Source organism: Streptomyces sirii, assembly GCF_045690365.1.
Classification (GTDB): Bacteria; Actinomycetota; Actinomycetes; order Streptomycetales; family Streptomycetaceae; genus Streptomyces; species Streptomyces sirii.
In genome coordinates this window covers 1,110,478-1,132,253 of record NZ_CP147982.1, presented here as the reverse complement: position 1 = coordinate 1,132,253, position 21,776 = coordinate 1,110,478, and the positions used below count along the sequence as shown (strand labels likewise).

The following is a 21,776-nucleotide window of genomic DNA, read 5'->3' as shown; positions in this document are numbered from 1 at the left end:
GACAGCAGGGATCAGAACGTGATCGAAAGGCTGTATGACGGGTGCGGTAAGTGCCTCGTCGGGCTCCGCCGACTCTCCCGCAAGACCGACGCCACCTCATCCCCCGAGCGTCGGCGCGATCACGTCCTAGCAGTGACGAAGGAGTACGGCGGGCACATCATCGCGTGGGCCGACGACTGGGAAGTCAGCGGCGGAACCGACCCCATGACACGCCCCGCCTTCGGCCCCTGGCTCCGAGGCGAACGCGGCTCCGCTCAGTTCGAGCTGCGCGCCATCCAGCGCAGGAACCGGGACCAGGCGGCAAAGGCCCGTGCCGCTGGCCGCCCACACGGCAAACCCTCCTACGGCTACGAATACGTACGGTTGTCGCCCACCAGCGGAGTGGACCACGTCCGCCTGAGCCCTGACGCTGCTGCAACCCGCCGGAGTCTCGCCAAGCGCATCCTTGCCGACCCCGAGAGCGTCTCACCGTGGACCGAAGCGGCCAGGCTCACCCGTGCTGGCGTCTTGGCGCCCAGTGACCACGTGCGCGTCCTCCACGGAAGAGAGCCCAAAGGCACACCGTGGTACGGCTCCACAGTGACGCGGCTGCTCTTGAGCAAAGCAGCACTCGGCTACCTCATGCACAAGGGGGAGCCCGTTGTGGGCGACGACGGGCACCCTGTGCGGCTTCCTGGCGCCGATGGGCAGCCCGTAGAGCAGCTGTGGGACTACCCAACACACTTGCAACTGGTCGAGGTTCTCTCACGCCGTGCCCAGCCGGGCAAACGGCGCACCAAGGGAGTACGTCTGTTGTCGGGACGGGTGCTCTGTGGCGTCTGCGGCAACCTCATGAAGATCAACAGCAGTGGGACATTGGAAAAGGGGGACGTGCGGCGCCGGTACATATGTGAGGCGCGCCTGCGTGGCTACCCTAACGCTGACCACTGCCGACCTGCTCCGGGAATCACAGCATCGATGCTGGACGAAATTGTGACGCACTGATTCTTGGGCAACTGGGGCGAGTCCATGTTTATGGAGACGGTCTACGATCCGGGCATCACGTGCCGGGCGAGGACCGTACGCATTGACGCCGATCGATGGGCGCCGCAACAGAGAGAGTCGAGCCCGCCACGGATTCGACTCTCTCTCACGTTGAGCTAGCGCCGGCTGAGCAGAGCGTGACCAAGAGGAGGCTTTCAGGGCAGAAAAAGTGTCCTGGAGTCCTTCTTTGGTAGAGCGTCCGCCTGTCGAGCGGAGGGGCGCCGGTTCGATTCCGGCCGGGACCGCAAAGGCCACCTGCGGAGGGTCTCTGCCCGTTCCGCTAGGCCCTTTCGATGGTGCATTCCTCGTACGTGATGGTCACTTGTTCGGTAGCCGGGCTGGTGCTGCTGGCGTCCAGATCCACGCCCTGGAGTTGGCTAGCCCACGCGTTGGTGAGGTGGTAGCGGATCACAGGCTTCTTGTTGACGTCGTACTGGACGATGGTGACGTTCTGGCGGGCGGAATCGATGTCCCTTTGTTCGAGGGATGTATTGATCCATTCCGTGAACGCCCGGCTCTTGTCCATGCCGCGAGTGACCGTGATTTCGCCTGACTGTGGGTGTGGAGCGGGCTGCTTGCGGACGACAGGTTCGCCGGTGGCGCTGATCTGGCCTGTCTCCACTACGTCCAATTGCGACGTTGGAGGGGTGACGCTCTGAACTGTCTCCACTTGGAACTTACCCAGTTCAACGCTGAAGAGATTTGTGGAGTACACGTCGCCAATGGCCATGCCGTTGCTTCCTTACGGGGTGGTTGTGATGACTCGGCGGCTGGTTCGAATCGTGCGTGTAGTGCCCAAGCCAGCGCGTGAACATGCGCTCATCACCCGAATGAGGTGGAGCAGAAGCGATCGCCCATGCCCCATAAGCCCCGACCCCATGCAGTGTCCCGGGATGCCCCGAGCTGATCACGGGGGGGCGCTGTGAGGCTCACCGGCGCGAGGCCGAGCAGCACGGAGAGGAGTTTCCTTGTCCTGGTGAGCAGTGACCGACGGTCCCGACTCCCCAGCAACTGGCCCGTGCTACGTCTGTCCGTGCTGAAGCGGGACGGCTTCCAGTGCGTGGCCCTGCTGCGGGACACGGGGGCGCGCTGCACGGCACCGGCCACGGACGTGGACCACATCGTCCCGGGCGACGACCACGACCCGGCGAACCTTCAGGCTTTGTGCCGGTGGCATCACGCGCGGAAGTCGAGCGCGGAGGGCGCGGCGGCTCGGCGGAGGTGGGTGTCCAGGCGGAGGCCGACGGAGCGACATCCGGGGGATTTGAGGTAGGGGAGAGTGGGGACTGCACCGCTCGTGGGCGCCCCGTTCGTCAGGGTGCCGCTAGGGCGTGGGCGGTGCAGTCTCCTAGCTGGCTACAGATGGGCGCACATGGCGTACGAGCCCACGTCACCGTCTTCGGCGGCGATCCTCCAGCCGCTTCCGTCGGCCAGCGGGTGGTTGGCCGTGATGTTCACGATGGCAGTGCGGGGCATTCGTGTGTGTGCCGACTCGTTTACCTCGTAGCCGCCGCCGACAACGCGAGTTCCTACGGGGCACTTGGCGATGCTCTCGTCCCACTGATTACGGTCCCGTTTAGCTGCCGGCCCCTTCACGATGATGGGGTCCCCAGAGTCGGCCGCATGCACGGGGATGACGCTCGCCCCGGCGAGTACGCAGGCGCCGAGGACGATGGAGAGGCCGAGTGAGCGCTGAGCGCTGATCTTCTTCACACTGAAGGTAGCGAAGCGACGCATGAACCATCCATTCGCGTAGGAGGATTGCGGTACAAACGCACTGCCCATGCCGCAGGTCTGCATGTCTTCGGTCCCTCGTGTGAGGTATGCAGTATCGATCCCCCGCTTTGCTGTTCGGAGGTGCCCCATGCCTAGAAGGTCCCGCCCCGTTGTTCTGTCCCCGGTGCCCCCCGCTGCCGCGGGCCGGAGGTCGCTGCAAACGGAATCGTCGCGAGGCTGAGCGGCAATGGGGATGGTGCCCTCGCCCTGAATCGCGGCTCGGAATCTGTACGGGTTCCAAGGTCGTCAGTGGCACGGCTGAGGGGAAGGTGTCGGGCCAGGTGTCGTCGGTGACGCGGTGCGTCTCGCCGTGACGGCGGTCTGACGATGTGTCGATGCCCCGTCAATCCGGAGACTGACGGGGCATCGAAGCTGAATGTCGTGCGAGGCGCTAAGCCCTTCCGGCTTGGCCGGAGATTCCACGCGGCGCGTTACGCCTTGTCCATCACTTGGGGTGGGGCTGTGGTGTGGAAATGGCGGTACGGTGCCAGGTGCGCTGCCGTAGGCGCCAGCTATGCAACCGGGTCACTTTGTCCCGCGCCGACCGGTGCGGCGGAACTCCTGACGACCCCGCAAGCAGCTTCTCTACGCCACGGCCTTCTTCCAAGGTCCTGCGCAAGGACCTTCCTTATTCCCCTTGCCCAGGCAGGTCCTGATCCAGAGCTTACGCCCCTCTTTTATGTTGTGCCGAAAGAACTTCCTTACCCCATCCCCGCTGGCTACGAACTTGAAGTCGTAGCTGCTGTGGGAGCCCGCGGGGGCAACGTCAACTTCGAGCCAGGCGCTGTAGCCGTCCGCGCAGGAATCCTCGACCCAGAATTCGTCGCCATAGTGTCGAAACCTCCCCACGGCGTTATAGTAGCTCGGACCGTCTTGGCAGTCGCTGCTCCAGTCGACTACCGAAAGAGCCGAGTCCTCGCCAGCATATGCTGTCGTTGTGGAAATGTTCACTGCCGCGATGGCGGCAACTCCGACGGTAAGGAACCGTCGAAGCAATGTATTCGAACGCAATGCTTCCCCCTCTATACCCTTCGGGTTTCTGCCATAGGGGGCGCCGAAAGTCGACGGCGATGCAGGAATGCGTGCTGCGCTGAAGGCTCCCCCGAGGCCGTGTTGATCATATTAGTGCCAGCAGGGACAGTCCAATCTGTAAATCAGCCAGCCTATGGCCACCACGGTCCTACCCCGAGTCTTCGCGCTCGTGCCTCATCGACGGGAGGTGACACCATGCCGGGCCCTGTCCCGAAACGCAGTGACCAGCGCCGCAGGCGCAACGAGCCAGCCGGGCCGGCCCCGGTGAAGGCGGAGGCCGGTAAGACCCCGGCCGTTCCGCGGGCGTCCGGAGACTGGCACCCCATCGCGAAGCGGTGGTTCCAGAGCCTGAAGGACTCTGGGCAGGCCCAGTTCTACGAACAGTCCGACTGGCTCACGGCGGTGTACGTGGCGGAGGCCATGAGCCGGAACCTTGGCCAGTCCAAGTTCTCCGCCCAGCTCTTCCAGGGCGTGATGTCCGCAATGACGGACCTCCTGACCACAGAGGGCGCCCGGCGTCGAGCCCGCGTGGAATTGGAGCGCGAGGTCAGCGGGGAGGGCCCGGCGGAGGCGGCCCGCGTGACTCTCATGGATGCGTATCGGAAGGCGGCTGGCGGTGGTGGCACGACTTGAGCCCGTGCGCACGTGTCCGGACACCGTTCCGGACCCGACGCGGACCCTGGGCTGGGACGTGCTCCTGTGGACCTCCCGCTACCTCCTCCAGCCGGACGGCCCCGACGCGGGCCAGCCCTGGCGGTTCACCCCGGAACAGGTCCGGATCGTGCTCCGCTGGTTCGAGATCAACGGCGCCGGGGAGTTCACCCGGCGGCAGGGCGCCATTCGGCGCCTGAAGGGCTGGGGGAAGGACCCGTTCTTGGCGGCCCTGTGTGCCGTGGAGTTCGTGGGCCCCTGTCGGTTCGGCGGCTGGCGGGAAGACGGGACTCCCATCGTGGTGCCGCACCCGGCTCCGTGGGTCCAGGTCTGCGCCGTGTCGAAGGACCAGACCCGTAACACCATGCGGCTCTTCCCCGGCATGTTCTCTGCAGAGTGCATCGCGGAATTCGGTATCGACCTGGGCAAGGAGATCATCTACGCCCGCAGTGGGGCGGTGATTGAGGCCGTCACCAGTTCGCCCCGCGCGCTGGAGGGCGGCCGATTATCGCAGCGCCTTCGTGGTGATGAATGAGACCCACCGCTGGATTGCGTCCAACGGCGGCCACGAAATGGCGATGACCATCGCGGGCAACGTCGGTAAGAGCCGGGGTGGCGGCGCCCGGTCAATGGAGATCACCAACGCCCCCTTGCCGGGTGAGGACTCGGTGGCGGAGCAAACGTGGCACGCCTGGTCGAAGTTCGCGGAGAGCAAGAGTCGGGATTCCGGCATGTACTACGACTCCGTGGAGTCCCCGCCCGTGGACCCCTCCGACCCGGACCAGCTCCGGGCCGGCATCCTCGCGGCGCGAGGTGACGCGGACTGGCTGGATGTGGAGTGGATCGTCTCCACCATCTACTCCGGTCACATGCCCCGGAGCCGGTCCCAGCGCATGTTCTTGAACCAACTGGTGGCAGCAGAAGACCAGTTGATCTGTCCGGAAGACTGGGATAACTGCGCGGTTGACGACCGCCTGGAGGACAGCGACGCCATCACCTTGGGGTTTGACGGTGGGCGGACCGACGACGCCACGGCCCTGGTGGCCATCCGCGTACCGGATCGCCTGATAGTCCCCCTGGGCGTGTGGGAGAAGCCCGACGGCCCGGCCGGAGATGGCTGGCAGGTGGACCGAGCAACCGTGGACGGTGCGGTCCGTAACGCCATGGAGCGGTACGACGTACAGGCGTTCCACGCGGACGTAGCGCTCTGGGAGAGCTACGTGGATGCGTGGTCGGAGGACTACCGGGACCGCCTGGTGATCAAGGCCAGTCCCCAATCCGCGGTAGGCCGGGACATGCGCGGCGGCCTCCAGGAGCTGACCTTGGCCAATGAACGGCTGATGGCGGCGGTGGAGGACGGCCACGTCCGGCACCCGGGAGAAGCGGTTCCCCTGGGCCGCACGCTGCGCCGGCACGTGCTCAACGCCCGGCGTCGGCCGAACCGTTACGGCCTGTCGTTCGGCAAGCCGAACAGGGAGTCCGCCCACAAGGTGGACGCGTACGCGGCCACGTTGCTTGCTGACCTGGCGAGACATCGACTCATCGAGTCCGGCAAGACGCGGCCCTCCGAACGATCGGGGGCCGTGTACTTCTTCTGAGGCGTGTCCTATCGAGCAGACGCAGTGCCTCGGTTTCCCTCTCGCTGTAGGGCAAGAGGGAAACCCACTGTCGTTTCCTCACCCGAGAGAGGCGAGGAGGCTGGCGGCCAGGTCGAGGTCTACGTCGGCATCCGTGTCCAAGTTGACGCCAGCAGTGTTGATCTTTGTGTCGGTCGTGCTGCCACCGGTGGTGGTCACGGTCTTCGCGCCGATGTCGAGGAGGCTGCCGACGCTGACGCCGGCCTGGTTCTTGGACTTGAGGAGAGGGCCGTCGTCAGCAACCGCTGCCGGTCCTCCGAAGAGGACGAGGACAGTGGCGAGGGCTCCAGTACTGGCGGCAAGCCGGGTGCGCTTCATAAGTGGCTCCTTCAAGGGTGCGGACACTTCGATGAACTGTCCAACCCAAGAACGGTTAATCCGACATCACTCGGGCGTGGTTGATTCCCACTCTTGCGAGTGAGCGTCGCAACACCAACACCTCTTACTCGACGGTGACTTCGCCGAATGGGCCCCATGCCACACGGTGACGTGAAGATCGGGGAAGGCGGCAGCCTTTCGGTCAAGCAGCCTGGAGGGGCGGAGACGTTCCGCGTCGGGGAAGTCGGGCCCATCGCAGGGGAACACGCCCTGTTGGTTCGGCGCCGGGACGGCAGCGAGGCCCTTTCAGTCTGGAACGGCACCACGGCCGAAGGCCAGGCCCAGGCAGTTCGAGTAAAGGACGCCCAGGGCCACGAACTTCTTTCAGAGGACGTGGTGGCCGGTGGCCTGGCCCGCCCCCACCTGCCCATCGTGATGAGCCCGGCCCAGGCCGTCGATTGGCCGTCCACCAGCTCCACGTCCTGGACGGATCTTCAGGTGGCATGGCCGGAGGCCCAACACCCGCGCCTAGAGGTGTTCGCCCAGGCCGTGGGGAATGGCAACGGCGGGGATATCCGGATCACCGTGGACGGCCAGGTGGTGGCGTCCGGATCCACCGGAAAGCCTGTCCAGGCCACGTTCAAGATCCCCGGCTATGAGTTCGGGGCACACCCGGAAATCAAACTCCAGGCACGCGCCAAAGCGTCGTCCACCGTGTGGGCGTGCGTCCAGCGCATGTACGGCGTCGCGTCCTAGCTCCTGAGTCAGAAGCTCTCAGTAGTTCCACACGCGGCGCTTCGCGACACAACTGCCGTTCAGAGGCTGATGTCTCCGCGCAGTGACCTTGGATCTGCCCAAGTATCTCTGAGACTCAGATTACTAGAGCGCGTTCCACGGATGGTGACGGACTGGAGCGCCGCGCCCTCAAAAGATCGTCAATCACCCGTGTGTCCCTGTATCTACGTCCACAGCCGTACTAGGGTGAACGAGAACGTAAGCGGTGACCCGAGGCCTGCGCTCCCGCCAATGCATCATGATTCGTGCACGATTACATCCATGTTCTTTGTTGACGGGTATTCGCAGCAGGTAGCAGAGTGTATGCCGGAAACGTTAAGTCCCCTTACTCTAAGAGCAAGGGGACTTAGTGGGCCCAGCGTGCCACGACAGAACAGTTCGGGAGTCGACCTATCGTGGCTTTCCTCGCGCCGTCCCGTATGTACCAGTCGCTATCCTCGTAGGCTTCATTACGCCCCAAGCACGGATAGCGACAGTGTGAGGTTTAGTCGTAGAAAGCGACCCCGCCCTCACCCAGATTGGTCGAGATGAAGAACTCGGCCTTATTGTTGTCTCCGTCGACCAAATTCCCGATGTTCTTGAAGATGAAGCAGCCCTTTGAGAGGGAGTACGATCTCACCTTCTTTGAACCGTTGGGGTCGTACTCCCACAATGTGAAGGTGTTGGCGCCCTCAGGCTGACTGGTATGGCACGTCCTGAAGTCGCCGCCAGTAGAGAGGTGGTAGTTGGTGTAAAAATGAATTTCTTCGTCCCAGCGAGTGAACTCGCTGGAGCCGACGTAATCCCAACCCGCCGAGGCGTGCGCGGCACCCGAACCCGTGGCAATCAATGCCGAGGAAAAGAGTGCCACGCCCGCAGCCTTGAGTTTCTTCACATCGATCCTCATGTGTCGCTGATGTTCTGTCAGTTGATCACCCTAGCAGCAGGATTCGCGATGTAGATGGGGGATGTTCGCAGTCTATAGAGGTATTTGTGCATATTGGTCTACCTGGTTTTCCTTCGGGTTGAATCGGCAGTAGTGCACTGGATTGGCCTCGCGGCACCAAACAAGCTTGCTCCACATGACTTAATCCGGCTGCATCAGCCCTACAAGGCCCCGTCGGGCATACCGGCGGGGCTTGCGTATGCCAACAGGAGGACGGCTTGAGTAAGGCCGCAGACGTGATCTGCACGCGGCCTTCCACGCTGCGGCCGTCGCTGTTCCACTGATGTTCATGGAGAACCACGAGGGCAGTGACGAACTGATCACCCAGTACACCGCCTCGCTCCGGGATGCCTGCGAGGACATGCAGACGAAGCGGCAGTTATTCACGCCGTATGGTCGGCTTCTCCTGGACGAGATGTGTCAGTGGGCGGATCGCGAGAACCAGCAGCGAGAAGCGCGGGTCCCGTCGGTCGGCCTCGTCTTGGCGGCCGCGCTTGCTTGCCTGGCCGTGCTCGGCCTGTGGGCTGGGCTGGTGGCGTTCCTGTCGTATGCCGTTGGCTGATGGGGGAGCGGCCCGAAGATCTTCCTCGGTCGATCACCGCGCCTGGCCGAGCGTCGTTGGCGTGTAGGGGCCCTTGTCGAGGTGTTGACAGGGGCCCTCTTCGCTGGTCAGGCCGCTAGAGAGGGCGTACCGATGCCCCCTTGATCGATCATCGAGGGGACTCTCCCTCGTCATGTGCAGTGTGTGTTAGACCAGCCTTGGCGCAGGCGGACGCGTACTTCGGAGTGCAGATCTGGTCGAGCGTGTACAACCCGTGCTTGACCACGGTCTCCTTGATGTTCTTCGCGGTCACCGGGATGGGGGTGAGCAGCACGGCCGGGATGTCGCGGGTGGTCGGGCTGCTGACGCGTCGGGGGGCGATGTCCTTCAGATCCTTGCCGTGGGCCAGCGCCACGGCCATGGCGGCGGCGTTGTCGGCCTCGGGCCGGAAGGGCTTGAGGACGGTCATGGTCTGCTCGCCCGTGAGGACCCGCTGCACCGCGTCGAGCTGGGCGTCCTGCCCGGTGATCGGGGGCAGCGGAGCGACCTTCGCGGCCTTGAGCGCGGCGATGATGCCGGTGGCGAGCCCGTCGTTGGCCGAGTAGACGCCGTCGATGTTCCCGGGGCCGAGGGCTGCGATGGCGGCCGACATGTTGGCGTTCGCGGCCTCCTGGCGCCAGCCGGCCGTGTCGTACGCCTTGCCGATCCGCACCTTGCCCCGCAGGACCTCCAGCGCGCCCTGCTTGAACCAGGCGGAGTTGGGGTCGGTCTCCCCGCCGTTCATCATCACGATCTGGCCGGTGCGGGCCTTGTCGCCCATCGCCCGCAGCAGCGCCCGGGCCTGGAGCCGGCCGACCTGCGCGCCGTCGAAGGAGACATACGACGATATCGGTCCCTCCGCCAGCCGGTCGTAGGCGACGACGTGGACGCCGGCCCGGCGGGCCCGCTCGATCGGTGCCCGCAGCGATCGGGAGTCGACCGCGTCGAGGACCAGGACGTTGGCCCGCTTGGTGATCATCGCGGCCATCTGCGCCTGCTGGGTGGCGATGTCGTGATCGGCGCTGACGATGTCCACCTGGCACTCGGGGCACAGCTGGCGGATCTTCTTCGCCATCAGCGGCTTGTCGAAGTGGTAGAAGCGCCAGTTGTTGTCCGGGAGCAGCACGCCGATGCGCGGTGGTTCGCCGGACACCGGCCCGGACGGCTTGTCCACCTCGGCGGCCTTGCCGCAGGCCACCGGCCCGGCCAGCAGGCACACTCCGACCAGGACGACGGCGGCCTCGCGCAGACGGGTCTTCACCTCAGGGCACCTCCTCACCCTCCACCGCGCCGATCCGCTCCTCCGCCTGCAGGCTGATCTCGCTCCACACCTGCTTGCCGCCGCTCAGCGGCACCGAGCCCCAGGACAGCGACATCGCCGAGACCAGGAGCAGTCCGCGGCCGCCGGTGGACTCCCAGTTCACGCTCGCCGGCTTGACCGGCGCCCGGGGCGAGGTGTCGTTCACGGCGATCCGCAGCCGGTCGGCGGTCAGCGTCAGATCCAGCTGCACCTCGCCCTGCGTATGGGCGATGGCGTTGGTGACCAGCTCGGACACCACCAGCAGCGCCACGTCCAGTTCCTGGGTCACGCCCCACGAGCGCAGCGTGCGCCCGGTGAAGCGGCGGGCGTGCATGACGGCGTCGGGGAGCCGCCACACCGCCCACCGGGCCCGGGTCGGGCGGACGCGCATCCCGTCGTAGCGAAGGATCAGCACCGCCACATCGTCGTCGCGCCGCTTCGACCCGCCCAGCAGGTCGTCGGCGAGCCGCCCGGCATCGGCCGGATCGGCGGCACCGAGCGCCTCCCGTAGGCGGCGGATGCCGTCCTCCAGGGTGAGGGTGGAGGACTCGGCCAGCCCGTCCGTGAGCAGGACCAGGACGGTGCCGGGAGCCAGCCCGACCTCCGTCAGCGGATACTCCGCCTCCTCGGCGACCCCCAGTGGCGGCCCGCCCTCGACCGTCATGGCCTCGGTGCTGCCATCGGGGTAGCGCAGCAGCGGCGGCAGATGCCCGGCGCGCACGAACCAGGCGATGCCCTCCTCCATGTCCAGGTCCACATAGCAGCAGGTGGCGAAGAGGTCGGTCTCCATGCCGAGGAGCAGGCGGTTGGCGTGGGAGATCACCACGTCGGGCGGGTGCCCCTCGACCGCGTAGGCCCGGATGGCCGTGCGCATCTGGCCCATGATCGTGGCGGCCCCCGCGCTGTGCCCCTCCACATCGCCGATGACCAGTGCCACATGGCCGGCGGAGAGCGGAATGACGTCGTACCAGTCGCCGCCCACCTCCAGCCCCATCGTGGCGGGCAGATAGCGCACTGCGGCCACCGCGCCGGCCAGCTCCGGCAGCTTGCGGGGCAGCAGGCTGCGCTGCAGCATCGTGGCGAGCTCGTGGCCGGCGTCCAGGGCGTGGGCGCGGACCAGGGCCTGCCCCACCAGACCCGCGGTCGCGGTCAGCAGGGAGCGCTCCTCCGGTCCGAAGCGGTGCTCCGCCTCCCACCCGATCAGGCACACCCCCACGATCCGGCCCTCGGCCGGCAGCGGCAGGACGGCCAGACCACCGGGGCCGATACCCGCCAGGCCCGGTTCGAGTGCCGCGCCCGGGGGCCACAGGGCGACATGGCCGCCCCGCAGCACGCTCTCCAGGGTGGGCAGCGCGTGGCACGAGGCGTCGGGCCACTCGGAGCGCCATTCGGACTGCCAGGACGCGGGCCAGGATTCCGGTTCCGGCGGGTCGAGGACGGTGACCACCAGCCGGTCGGCCTCCAGCTCGGCGACCGCCATCCGGCTCGCGGCCAGCGGCGCCCGCAGCGTCGCGATCACCGCCCGGCTGACGTCCCGCAGGGTCGTCGCGCCGGCAAGCGCGGCCGACAGCCGCTGCACGATGGAGACCTCGTCGGCACTGGGGCGCAGGTACGAAGCGTCCGCGACCACCCCCAGCATCCGCTCCGGCACCCCGTCGGCGCCGGTCAGCACCCGGCAGCGCAGCGTCAGCCAGCGCAGTTCGCCGTTGGGCCGGCGGATCCGGAACGACAGCTGCTGGCCGGCGACCGGCACCTCGCCGGGCTCCACGATCGACATCAGCGCCGGTACGTCGTCCGGCACGGTCCGCTCCAGGAGCGTCTCCACATGCCGGTCGAACTCCGCGGCGCGGATACCGAACAGCTCCAGGACCTGGGTGTCCGCCTCGATCCGCCCGGTGTGCAGGACCAGCGTGAAGGCGCCGCCCCGGAGGGTGTCCAGCCCCGGGCCGAGCAGCGACCGCCGCTCCGTCCGGGCCAGCACCCGCGCCTCGATCGCCTCCAGACCCGCGGCCACCTGGTCGGCGTGCAGCTCCAGCAGATGGCGGCGGTCGGCGTCGAAGGCATCCGGTGCCTGCTCGACGACGACCAGGCAGCCCAGCCGCTTGGCGTCGCCGCCCAGTGGCAGCACCCCGAGCGAGACGGCGGCCGGCATGGTCCCGGTGCCGTTGCCGGGCTCCGCACCGGCGCTGTCCGCGGAGCCGGGCACGCCTTGCGCGGCGAGCTCCGCCGGGCTCAGCCACTGGGGGAGACCGGTGCGGAAGGCCGCCGCGACCGGGGAGTTGCCGGACAGGGGGTAGCTCGTCGGCAGTGTGTAGGGGACACCGGAGCCACCGACCATCTCGGCCAGCTGAAGATCGCCGTCCCCTTCGGCCGGCACATAGACGGCGGTCAGTTCGGCCCCGGAAGACCCAAGGACCCGCGCGGTCACTGCTTGCACCGCCTCCGTACACGGGAAGCCGTCGTCGTAAGCCACGGTCGCCGTATCCGCCCTCGGGGCCAGGGCGTCGACCCCGCCACCGCCTCATCGGATATGTCGTAATTTATCCCCTTCACCCCATGGTGCGGCATTCAAGGACGTGGGAGCCAGTCGGCGCGAAGCCGGCTCGCCCGCCCCGGTCAACCGGGGACCAGCACCGCCGCCCCGTGGACCCGGTCGCCGGCCAGGTCGGCGAGCGCCTCGGGGGCGCGGCTCAAGGGGTAGGGGCTGACGGTGACCTGGAGGCCGATCCGGGCGGCGGCCCGGAGGAACTCGCGGCCGTCCTCGCGGGTATTGGAGGTCACACTGCGCAGGTTCCGCTCGTAGAACAGATGGCGCTCGTAGATGAGCGCGGGGACGTCGGTGAGATGGATCCCGGCGACGGCCAGGGTGCCCGACCGGTCCAGCGCTTCGAGCGCCACCGGCACCAGATCGCCCACCGGCGCGAAGAGGATCGCCGAGTCCAGCGGCTCGGGCGGGCGCTCGTAGGCACCGGCGGCCGAGGACGCGCCCAGCGCGACGGCGAGTTCCCGGGCCTGCGCCGACCGGGTCAGCACATGGACCCTCGCCCCTTCGGACAGCGCGATCTGCGCGGCCAGATGCGCCGAGGCGCCGAACCCGTAGATGCCCAGCCGCCCGCCCGGCGGCAGCGCGCTGCGGCGCAGTGCCCGGTAGCCGATGATCCCGGCGCACAGCAGCGGCGCCAGCTCCGTGGCCCTCTGGTCGTCCGGCAGCGGATAGGCGTAGTCGGCGGGGACGAGGGCGGCCCCGGCGAAACCGCCGTCGGCGTCCCAGCCGGTGTAACGGGATGCCGGGCAGAGGTTCTCGCGGCCGGCGCGGCAGTACCGGCAGTCGCCGCAGGTGCCGCGCAGCCAGGCGCCGCCGGCCCGGTCGCCGACGCGGAAGCGGGTGACCGTGTCGCCCGCGGCGACCACCCGCCCGACGATCTCGTGCCCGGGCACCGTCGCCGGCCGGTGCGGGGCCAGATCGCCCTCCGCGAGATGCAGATCCGTACGGCACACCCCGCAGGCCTCCACCCTCAGCAGCAGGTCGTCGGGGCCGGGCTCGGGCGCGGGGCGCCGGACCGGGACCAGGGGGCCGGAGGAGATCGGACCGGGCTGCCGGACGGCCCAGCCGGAGACGGTGCCGGGGCCGGCGGCCGCTGCGGTGTCCCCGGCCGGAGTGTGATCAGCCGCGTGACCGGCCATACGTCCAGGATCGCCGCCGGCCGGGACGCGGACAAGCGGCAGCGGGCGCCACTGCCCGTCAGGAGTCGGAGGCCCGGCGGCCGCTGGTGGAGCCCGTACGGCCCCTCTGCACGATCGAGGTGAGTGCGGACAGCCTCCGCAGCAGCGTCGGGCGGGGGCGCTCGGGCGCGGACCCGGCCGCGGAGACGGCGTCGGACGCGGTGGGCGGCGACCCGCCCGGCGACCGGGCCGGCGGGGGTTCCGGGTTGCCCGGGTTCTGCGCCCGGTCCGGGTCGGTGTGCGCGGCCCGGTCCGGGTCGGTGTGCGCGGTCGGCGTGGTGGGCCTCGTCTTGGGCGCGGTGCGTGAGGCCTCGGCGCGTACGAGCGCGCCAAGGGCGGCGAAGATGTCGATGGGCATGCCGAGTCTCCTGCGGTGCGAGAGTCCTGAGAGCTGACGACGGCAGGCCGCGATCGCCCCGTGGGCCCCGTTGCGGGGTGGGGCGGGCGTGCGGCCGGGGTCGGATCAGCAGCGCAGGACGGTCACCCGCGTCGGCGCGGCGGCAGCGGCGGCCGTGGTGACGGCCCAGGACGAGGCGTCGCTCGGTGTGCAGACGCTCTCCGCCACGGCGGAATCCCGGATCGCCTTGCCGCCGGGCCCGGTCGGGACGGGGTGGCGCAGATGGCAGACCGAGGCCTCGCACATGCGCCTGAATCCGCTGCCCGGGTGCTTGTCGCCGATGCCGTGCGACGCCAGGAGCGGCGCCGGGGCGATGCAGGACCGCTCGGCCGGACCGGGTGCGGCGGGGGCGTCGGCACGGGTGAGGCAGCGGCCGGCCTCGGCGGCCTGTGCCTCGGAGGAGTCGGCGGTGAGCGCGGTGTGCACCAACGCCAGGAGTACGAGGAGCAGCAGCACGCGCCAGCCGCCAGTCGCCGCGGAGCGGCCGGTGCTGACGGTGTCGCGCATGCGGGTCTCCCAACGCTCTTCCAGGATGGGGTTCCCTGGAAGGGATCGGGGCACTCGGGAGAGACCGGAAAGAGGCCGTAATTCCACCCGTTTTGGCTAAGGCTTGGGCGTATACCCCTTAAATCGGATAAGTCTCCGTCGGTTCGCGGAGGCGCGTAAGCCTCCGTCAGTTCGTGGCGGTGGCACGGCCGAAGTAGTGCGAGAACCGCTCCAGCGGATCGCCGTCCGAGCTCCACGGCCAGGGCGTCCCCACGCCCCCGGTGGCGCGCAGCACGACTGCCGCATCGGCCGACCGGACGGACTTGATCAGCGCATACGCCAGCAGGTTCAGGTCGGCCAGGGCCGCCGCGTGGTGCAGGAACCCCGGGCTCGGCCAGTAGTGCGCCGCCTGGTCGAGCGCCCGGGTGGCGTCGGGGCGGCGCCAGATCTCGTTGGCGCCGAGGGCCGTCAGACCGCCGGGCGCGACCGACCGCAGATGGGTACGGACGAGCGCGGTGAGCTCCAGGCCCGCGGCGGGGGCGTCGGGCGGCATGACGGAGCGGACGCCGTCGAGCAGGTCCAGCACCAGGGCGCTGGAGCCGCACTCGTCCGGCGAGAGGTAGCCCAGGGCCTGGAGGTGGGCCTCCCGGTTCCAGGGGTCGCGCGCCTTGATCTCGCGCCAGATCGCCGACATCTCGCGGGAGGGGCGCCGCTCCAGGCGGAGCGTGGCCAGGTGCAGGGTCCAGGGAGTGGGGTCGGCGGGGAGCAGTTCGGCCGCCAGCAGCAGGGTCTCGCGGACCTCGTCCAGTCCGGCGGCGGAGCCCTGCTGCCGGGCCTGGAGCAGGTCCGACCAGGCGTGCAGCAGCAACGCGCCCTGGTGGTGCGGGTTGTGCTGCCGCCAGATGCCGGGCAGCGCCCGGCCCGCGGCACCGGCCAGCACCCGGAGGCGGTGGGCCTTGCGGTCCCAGTCCTCGCCGGCTTCGTCGAGCACGCCCGCCATCATGGCCATGACGGCGGTGTCGAGTGAGCCGCGGGACCAACAGGTCTCGACGCGCCGACGGACCTTGCCCAAATCGACGTCGTCGAGTTCGGGGACCAGATGGGGACGGCTGCCTTTGCGGCGTCTGAAGACGGGCATGTCCGCGGTGGCCCTTCCGGGGTGGGTCGTGGTGGGTGGAGGTACGGGCGCGAAGGCCCGCGAGGGCGGCGGCGTGCCAGGCACGCCGCCGCCCGTGAGAGGCGTCTCGTCCGGTCAGCGGGAGGAGACGGACACCTTCTCGGTGTTGCGGCCGAGCCGGTCGCGGAGCAGGGAGATCGCGACCACCACGACGGCCAGCAGCACCGACAGCAGCACCTGGATCCGGCCGCCGCCCGGGCTGTCGTCCGTGAGCATGTAGACCAGGACGAAGGAGATCATCGCGATGGTCGCCCAGGTCAGGTAGGGGAAGAGCCACATGCGGACGATCAGCTTGTCCGGGTTCTCGCGCAGGATGATGCCGCGCATCCGCAGCTGCGAGAAGCAGATGACCAGCCACACGAAGAGCGCGACCGCACCCGACGAGTTCAGCAGGAACTGGAAGACCGTGTCCGGCCACACGTAGTTGAAGCCGACGGCGACGAAGCCGAAGACGACGGAGACCAGGATCGCGGCCTGCGGGACGCCCCGTGAGTTGGTCCGGGCGAAGACCTTCGGCGCGTCGCCGCGCTGCCCGAGCGAGAACGCCATCCGGGAGGCGGTGTAGAGGCCGGAGTTGAGGCAGGAGAGCACGGCGGTCAGCACGATGACGTTCATGAACTGGCCGGCGTGCGGGATGCCGATGGAGTCCAGGGCCGCGACGTACGAGCCCTTCTTGGTGATCGAGGGGTCGTTCCAGGGCAGCAGCGAGACCACGACCAGGATCGAGCCGAGGTAGAAGACGCCGACTCGCCAGATGACGCTCTTGGTGGCCTTGGTGACCGCGCGCTGCGGGTCCTCGGACTCACCGGCGGCGAGGGTGACGATCTCGCTGCCCATGAAGGAGAAGACGACCATCAGGACACCGGTGAGGATCGCGCTGGGCCCGTTCGGCAGGAAGCCGCCGTGCGCGGTGAGGTTCGCGAAGCCGGAGGCGGGGTTGTCCGAGCCCGGCAGCAGGCCGAACATCGCCAGGCCGCCGAGCGCGATGAACGCGACGATGGCGACGACCTTGATGCCCGCGAACCAGAACTCGAACTCACCGAACGAGGCCACCGAGGCCAGGTTGGTGGCGGTGAGCACGACCATCACGATCAGCGCCCAGGCCCACTGCGGGACGGCCGGGACCCAGCTGGTGAGGATCGCGGCGCCGGCGGTCGCCTCCACGGCGAGCACCACGACCCAGAAGAACCAGTACAGCCAGCCGATGGAGAAGCCGGCCCAGCGGCCCAGCGCCCGGTCCGCGTAGGCGGAGAACGAGCCGGAGGTCGGGTTGGCGGCGGCCATCTCGCCGAGCATCCGCATCACGAAGACGACCAGCGCGCCCACCAGGGCGTACGACAGCAGGATGCCGGGGCCGGCCGCGGTGATGCCGGAGGCGGATCCCACGAAGAGACCGGCGCCGATGACCCCACCGACGGCGATCATGGACAGATGGCGGTTCTTGAGGCCGGAGTGCAGTCCTGATTGCCCCGGAGCCCCACCGTTGCCCGGGGGAGCGGGCGGAGCGGCCACGTGGCTGGAGGGAGGTGTAGTCATCTCGACATCCGTTGAGGGTTGGAGGGGTCATGCACGGGGTGCCTGCTGGGATCGCCTCGGTTTTGGACGCACGAAAGGGCCGGGTGCTGGCAGGTGGCGATCAAGGCCCTTACGGATTCGAAAGCGGCGACACGGGGCCGCGTCCTTCGGATGCCCGCGCGGGTGGGGGAGCGCTGGTCGCGCCTCCGCGCTGTTGCCCGTCCTCCTTATGAGAGGTGAGCCGCATCACGTCCGGATATGGATTTGCGTCAGCGTATGTGGTGGTGCGCACCGGCGTATTTGTGAGGCTCGACAAATTCGTCCTCGATGGCTGTGCGAGCGGCCAATGCACATTGCCCGATGTGTGGACTCGCGACCTGGTGCGGGCCGCTGGTCCGGCCGGACAACGGCGCCCGCGAAGCCTTGGCCGACCGGACAGATGCCTCCGACGGACCGCGCCCTAGCGTGAGTTGGGCCCACACCACCAGTGCTGTGCGACCACAGCGGGACGGGGGACGGAATGCCCGATGAACGGGACGCGGAAACCGACGCGATCGTGGTGATCGGGGCCACAACGCTGGCCCGCCGGGTCTGTGCCTCACTGCGGGAGGCCGGCCGCCCGGTCGGCCATCTCGCCGCACCGGACGACCAGGACCTGCGCCGGGCGCTCGCCGCCCGGCCGTCCGCGGTGGCCGTCCTGGTGGGCGACGACCTCCCCGCGCTGCGCTACGCGCTCGCCGTACGGCATGTCTGCGACACCGTCCGGATCGTCGTCACCGTCTTCGACCGGACGGTGGCCCAGCAGCTCCGGTCGCTGCTGTGCCACTGCGTGACCGTCTCACCCGCCGACCTCCTGGCACCGACGCTGGCCGGCCTGTGCGTGGACGCCGACGCCCTGGCCGTACGGCCCGAGGGACGCGGCGCGGTGGCGGTGCGCCGGCGGGAGGGACGGCTGGTGGAGACGGCGTGGCGGCCGAGCCCGGCCGCCCGGCGGCGGGGCCTGCTGGGCCGGCTGCGCGGACATCTGCACCCGCACGACGCGGACGCCCGCCTGCTGCTCATCGGGCTGCTGGGCATCGTGACCGTGCTCGCCCTGGACTGGCTGTGGCTGGTCGCCGCCCTCCACACGCCGGCCGCCACCGCCTTCCTGGAGGCCGCCCGGGTCGTCGCCGGGGTCGGGCCGGCCGCGCCGCACCCGGGCCATCCCGGGTACGAGGTGGTGTCCGGGGTGGCCATGCTGGTGACGGTGGGGTTCACCGCCGTGCTGACGGCGGGCATCGTCGACCGGCTGCTGGGCCCGCGGCTGGTCGGCGTCCTGGGACCGCGGGTGCTGCCGCGTTCCGGGCACGTGATCGTGGTCGGACTGGGGCAGGTGGGGCTGCGGCTGTGCCAGACGCTGCGGCAGCTGGGCGTCCCGGTGATCGGGGTCGAGCGGGAGCCGGCCGCCCCGAACCTGCGGCTCGCGCGGTCGATGGGGATACCCGTGGTGCTGGCGCACGGCGAGGACCGGGCGGTGCTCGCCCGGCTCGGCCTGGGGCGCGCCCGGGCGCTCGCCGCGGTCGGCTCCGACGAGCTGGACAACATCGCCGTCGCGGTCGCCGCCCACGCGGTGGCGCCGGACGTCCGGGTGGTGCTGCGGGCCGGCGAGGACGAGGCGAGCGCCGAGACCCGCTCGCTGCTCCCCCTCGGGCTGACCCGCGACATCACCAGGACCAGCGCGGCCTACGTGACCGCCCATCTGACCGCCGGCCCGGCGGGCACCGCGCCCCGCCACGTCGTCGCCGACACCGACTGCGACTATGTGGCCCTGCCCGGAGACGGCCTGGTGGGCCGGCCCGTCCCGGCGGGGGACGACTGCGGCCATGTGCATGGCGGCGAGGTGCCCGGGGCGTGGTCGCACAGTCCCGTGGTCCGTCCGCGGGCCGGGCGGGACTTCGCGGACATCCGCCAGGGTCTGTCCTAGTCCCCGGACGGCATGTTCTGCTCGGTCCAGATGACCTTGCCGGTCGGGGTGTAGCGGGTGCCCCAGCGCCCGGCGAGCTGCGCGATGATGAACAGCCCGCGCCCGCCCTCGTCGGTGGTCCGGGCGTGGCGCAGATGCGGTGCGGTGCTGCCGGCGTCGAAGACCTCGCAGATCAGGGCGTCCTGCCGGATGAGCCGCAGGGTGATCGGCCCGGTGCCGTGCCGGATGGCGTTGGTGACCAACTCGCTGACGATCAGCTCCGTGGTGAACTGCAGCTCCTCCAGGCCCCACGTCGACAGCTGCCGGCCGGCCAGCGACCGCGCCCGGCCGACCTCGGCCGGATCGGTGGCCAGATCCCAGGAGGCGACCTGGTGCCCGCCCAGCGCCCGGGTCCGGGCCAGGAGCAGCGCGGCGTCGTCGGACGGCGGGCCGGTCAGCAGCGCCTCGACCACCGTCCCGCCGATCTCCGCCAGCGCCGGTCCGGATGTCGCGAGCGCGGTGCTCAGCCGGGCCATCCCGACGCCGATGTCCCGGTCGCAGGTCTCGATGAGCCCGTTGGTGAAGAGGGCGATCAGACTGCCCTCGGCCAGCTCCAGCTCCCAGGACTCGAAGGGCAGCGTCCCCAGGCCGAGCGGCGGCCCGGCGGGCAGGTCGGGGAGGTCGACGGCGCCGTCGGGCCCCACGATCGCGGGCGGGAGGTGACCGGCCCGCGCCATGGCGCACCGCCTGCTGACCGGGTCGTACACGGCGTACAGGCAGGTCGCCCCCATGAAGGTCGCGGCCACGTTCGCGTTCTCGGTGTCCGCCGCCGGTTCGCCGCCCTGCGTCTTGACCAGCCCGATGACCAGGTCGTCCAGCCGGGCCAGCAGCTCGTCGGGCGGCAGGTCCAAGTTGGCCAGCGTACGGACGGCGGTACGCAGCCGGCCCATCGTCGCCGCGGCGTTGATGCCGTGCCCGACCACGTCCCCGACGACGAGGGCGACCCGGGCCCCGGACAGCGGGATCACATCGAACCAGTCGCCGCCCACCCCGCTCGGCGCGTCCGCGGGGAAGTACCACGACGCCACCTCCAGCGCGGAGCCGCCGGACAGCTCGTGCGGCAGCAGGTTCTGCTGCATCACCCGGGCCGCGGTCCGCTCGCGGGTGAAGCGCCGGGCGTTGTCGACGCAGACCGCGGCCCGGGCCACCAGCTCCTCGGCGAGGCGTACGTCGTCCGGGACGAACGGGCCCAGGCGCCGGGTGCGGAAGAAGGTGGCGGCGCCCAGTGTGACGCCCCGGGCCCGCACCGGCGCCACCATCACCGAGCGGAACCCGAATCTGCGGATCACCGCGGCCCGCGCCGGGTCCCCGGTGACCCAGGCGCTGTTGACGAAGTCCAGCTCCGGCTCCACCAGGGGCTCGCCCGTGAGCAGGCAGCGGGCGATCGGCGAGGAGGGCGAGCGCCGGACGGCTTCGCCCACGGCCAGGCCCGCCTCCGGGCAGCCCTCGTTGACCGACTGCTGCCCCGAGCGACGCATGGTGGGAAGGCTGTCGACCGGCCCGGGATTCGGCTCCTCGCCGTGCAGGACGCAGTCCAGCAGATCGACGGCGACGAAGTCGGCGAGTGCCGGCACCGCGACATCGGCCAGCTCCTGTGCGGTCCGGGTGACGTCCAGCGTGCTGCCGATCCGGACGCTGGCGTCGTTCAGCAGCGCCAGCCGCTCCTGCGCCCGCCAGCGCTCGGTGACGTCGATGACCATGTACCAGATGCCGATGCGCCCGCCGCGGGGGTCCGCCAGCCCGAAGAAGGACGCCGAGTAGGCGCGCTCCTGGGTGGGGTCCGCGTAGGTGGGGCTGCGGAACTCGTAGTCCATCACCGGTGTGCCGGTCGCCAGGACCCGCCGCATCCGCTCCTCGAACGCCTCGGCCTCCAGCCTCGGCAGCACCTGGCCCACTGTTCTGCCCAGTCGGAGCTCAAGGGGTATCAGGCGCTCCAGTACCCCGTTCACCCAGACGTAGCGCAGATCGGTGTCCAGTACGGCCATGCCGACCGGCGCATGCGCCAGAAACGGTTCGAGCATCAGCTGGTTCACCCCGCCGCCCGGCAGCCGCCACTCCTCCAGGGCGAGGACCGACCACCGCTCGCGGTCGGCTCCGTCGAGCACGGGGCTGACCTGCACCGCGAGCTGCAGCTCCCGGCCGTCCCGGTGGCGCGCGGCCACGGAGCCGCCCCAGCCGTCCTCCGTCCGGCACCACCGGGCCACGGCGGCCACCCGTGCCTCGTCGCCGGGCAGCGCCAGCAGCCGGGTCGCCGGGTGGTCGAGGACCTCCTCGGCCCGGTAGCCGAGCAGCCGCTCCGCCGCCCGGGTCCAGGAGACGATCCGGCCCCGCGCGTCCAGTTCCGCCGTGGCCGCCTTCGCGATGTCACACGCCCGACCGGACCCGCCCGGCGGCATATTCTCCGAGGTCATGATCGCCAGCCCGTCAGCTCAATGGGGC

The 21,776-nt window shown here is 69.5% G+C and carries 19 protein-coding genes and 1 tRNA gene; 8 read left to right on the top strand and 12 right to left on the bottom strand.

The window, feature by feature from the left end; all coding sequences use genetic code 11:
• The first annotated feature begins 18 nt into the window (after window positions 1-18).
• Together WAB15_RS05315 and WAB15_RS05310 are read left to right on the top strand one after the other, a co-directional pair.
• Entirely contained in the window at window positions 19-984 is a 966-nt protein-coding gene (locus WAB15_RS05315; protein WP_407285503.1) for a recombinase zinc beta ribbon domain-containing protein, read from the top strand.
• 210 nt (window positions 985-1,194) lie between these two features.
• Window positions 1,195-1,268, top strand: a tRNA-Asp gene (locus WAB15_RS05310).
• Between the two features lie 35 nt (window positions 1,269-1,303).
• On the opposite strand, the gene WAB15_RS05305 is transcribed toward WAB15_RS05310, so the two are convergent.
• Complete coding sequence (locus WAB15_RS05305) at window positions 1,304-1,753, bottom strand: phage tail protein (RefSeq protein WP_407285502.1); 450 nt, start codon at window positions 1,751-1,753, stop codon at window positions 1,304-1,306.
• Between the two features lie 626 nt (window positions 1,754-2,379).
• On the bottom strand, window positions 2,380-2,760 hold the full coding sequence (locus WAB15_RS05300; RefSeq protein ID WP_399147499.1) for a hypothetical protein: 381 nt from the start codon (window positions 2,758-2,760) through the stop codon (window positions 2,380-2,382).
• 1,266 nt (window positions 2,761-4,026) lie between these two features.
• Here WAB15_RS05300 and WAB15_RS05295 point away from each other — a divergent pair.
• The 3 genes from WAB15_RS05295 to WAB15_RS05285 are packed head-to-tail and all read left to right on the top strand — an operon-like array spanning window position 4,027 to window position 6,080.
• Entirely contained in the window at window positions 4,027-4,464 is a 438-nt protein-coding gene (locus WAB15_RS05295) for a hypothetical protein (protein ID WP_407285501.1), read from the top strand.
• Between the two features lie 4 nt (window positions 4,465-4,468).
• The gene (locus WAB15_RS05290) at window positions 4,469-5,017 is read left to right on the top strand and encodes a hypothetical protein (protein ID WP_407285500.1); all 549 of its coding nucleotides are present in this window, start codon (window positions 4,469-4,471) and stop codon (window positions 5,015-5,017) included.
• Entirely contained in the window at window positions 5,010-6,080 is a 1,071-nt protein-coding gene (locus tag WAB15_RS05285) for a terminase (protein ID WP_407285499.1), read from the top strand. Before WAB15_RS05290 ends, WAB15_RS05285 begins: the two co-directional genes overlap by 8 nt.
• Window positions 6,081-6,158: 78 nt before the next feature.
• On the opposite strand, the gene WAB15_RS05280 is transcribed toward WAB15_RS05285, so the two are convergent.
• Window positions 6,159-6,437 (bottom strand): hypothetical protein, encoded by a 279-nt coding sequence (locus tag WAB15_RS05280; protein ID WP_407285498.1) that lies wholly within the window; start codon window positions 6,435-6,437, stop codon window positions 6,159-6,161.
• Between the two features lie 156 nt (window positions 6,438-6,593).
• Here WAB15_RS05280 and WAB15_RS05275 point away from each other — a divergent pair, with 156 nt between their 5' ends.
• Window positions 6,594-7,193, top strand: a complete 600-nt coding sequence (locus WAB15_RS05275; protein WP_407285497.1) for a hypothetical protein — start codon at window positions 6,594-6,596, stop codon at window positions 7,191-7,193.
• Between the two features lie 523 nt (window positions 7,194-7,716).
• Here WAB15_RS05275 and WAB15_RS05270 read toward each other — a convergent pair.
• Window positions 7,717-8,118 (bottom strand): hypothetical protein, encoded by a 402-nt coding sequence (locus WAB15_RS05270; RefSeq protein WP_407285496.1) that lies wholly within the window; start codon window positions 8,116-8,118, stop codon window positions 7,717-7,719.
• Between the two features lie 328 nt (window positions 8,119-8,446).
• On the opposite strand from WAB15_RS05270, the gene WAB15_RS05265 reads away from it, so the two are divergent.
• Window positions 8,447-8,719 carry a hypothetical protein gene (locus tag WAB15_RS05265; protein WP_407285495.1) on the top strand — a complete coding sequence of 91 codons (273 nt, stop codon included), beginning with the start codon at window positions 8,447-8,449 and terminating at the stop codon, window positions 8,717-8,719.
• 148 nt (window positions 8,720-8,867) lie between these two features.
• Here WAB15_RS05265 and WAB15_RS05260 read toward each other — a convergent pair whose 3' ends face one another.
• The 7 genes from WAB15_RS05260 to WAB15_RS05230 form a co-directional block, all read right to left on the bottom strand.
• Window positions 8,868-9,998, bottom strand: coding sequence for a sugar ABC transporter substrate-binding protein (locus tag WAB15_RS05260; RefSeq protein WP_407285494.1), 1,131 nt, complete (start codon window positions 9,996-9,998; stop codon window positions 8,868-8,870).
• 1 nt (window position 9,999) lies between these two features.
• A complete protein-coding gene (locus tag WAB15_RS05255) occupies window positions 10,000-12,375 on the bottom strand; it encodes a SpoIIE family protein phosphatase (protein ID WP_407289171.1) in 2,376 nt (791 codons plus the stop codon).
• Window positions 12,376-12,653: 278 nt separating this feature from the next.
• A complete protein-coding gene (locus WAB15_RS05250) occupies window positions 12,654-13,721 on the bottom strand; it encodes a zinc-dependent alcohol dehydrogenase family protein (protein ID WP_407285493.1) in 1,068 nt (355 codons plus the stop codon).
• Window positions 13,722-13,779: 58 nt separating this feature from the next.
• Window positions 13,780-14,118, bottom strand: a complete 339-nt coding sequence (locus WAB15_RS05245) for a hypothetical protein (RefSeq protein ID WP_407285492.1) — start codon at window positions 14,116-14,118, stop codon at window positions 13,780-13,782.
• A gap of 105 nt (window positions 14,119-14,223) precedes the next feature.
• Window positions 14,224-14,664: a hypothetical protein gene (locus WAB15_RS05240; RefSeq protein ID WP_399144544.1), complete on the bottom strand. Its 441-nt coding sequence runs from the start codon at window positions 14,662-14,664 to the stop codon at window positions 14,224-14,226.
• A 166-nt stretch (window positions 14,665-14,830) separates the two neighbouring features.
• Window positions 14,831-15,781, bottom strand: a complete 951-nt coding sequence (locus WAB15_RS05235) for a hypothetical protein (protein WP_407285491.1) — start codon at window positions 15,779-15,781, stop codon at window positions 14,831-14,833.
• A gap of 114 nt (window positions 15,782-15,895) precedes the next feature.
• Window positions 15,896-17,356 carry an amino acid permease gene (locus tag WAB15_RS05230; RefSeq protein ID WP_399144546.1) on the bottom strand — a complete coding sequence of 487 codons (1,461 nt, stop codon included), beginning with the start codon at window positions 17,354-17,356 and terminating at the stop codon, window positions 15,896-15,898.
• Between the two features lie 499 nt (window positions 17,357-17,855).
• Between WAB15_RS05230 and WAB15_RS05225 the strand changes: the two genes are divergently transcribed.
• Window positions 17,856-19,298, top strand: a complete 1,443-nt coding sequence (locus WAB15_RS05225; RefSeq protein ID WP_407285490.1) for an NAD-binding protein — start codon at window positions 17,856-17,858, stop codon at window positions 19,296-19,298.
• On the opposite strand, the gene WAB15_RS05220 is transcribed toward WAB15_RS05225, so the two are convergent.
• Window positions 19,295-21,748, bottom strand: a complete 2,454-nt coding sequence (locus tag WAB15_RS05220) for a SpoIIE family protein phosphatase (RefSeq protein WP_407285489.1) — start codon at window positions 21,746-21,748, stop codon at window positions 19,295-19,297. The genes WAB15_RS05225 and WAB15_RS05220 overlap by 4 nt on opposite strands.
• Window positions 21,749-21,776 lie beyond the last annotated feature (28 nt).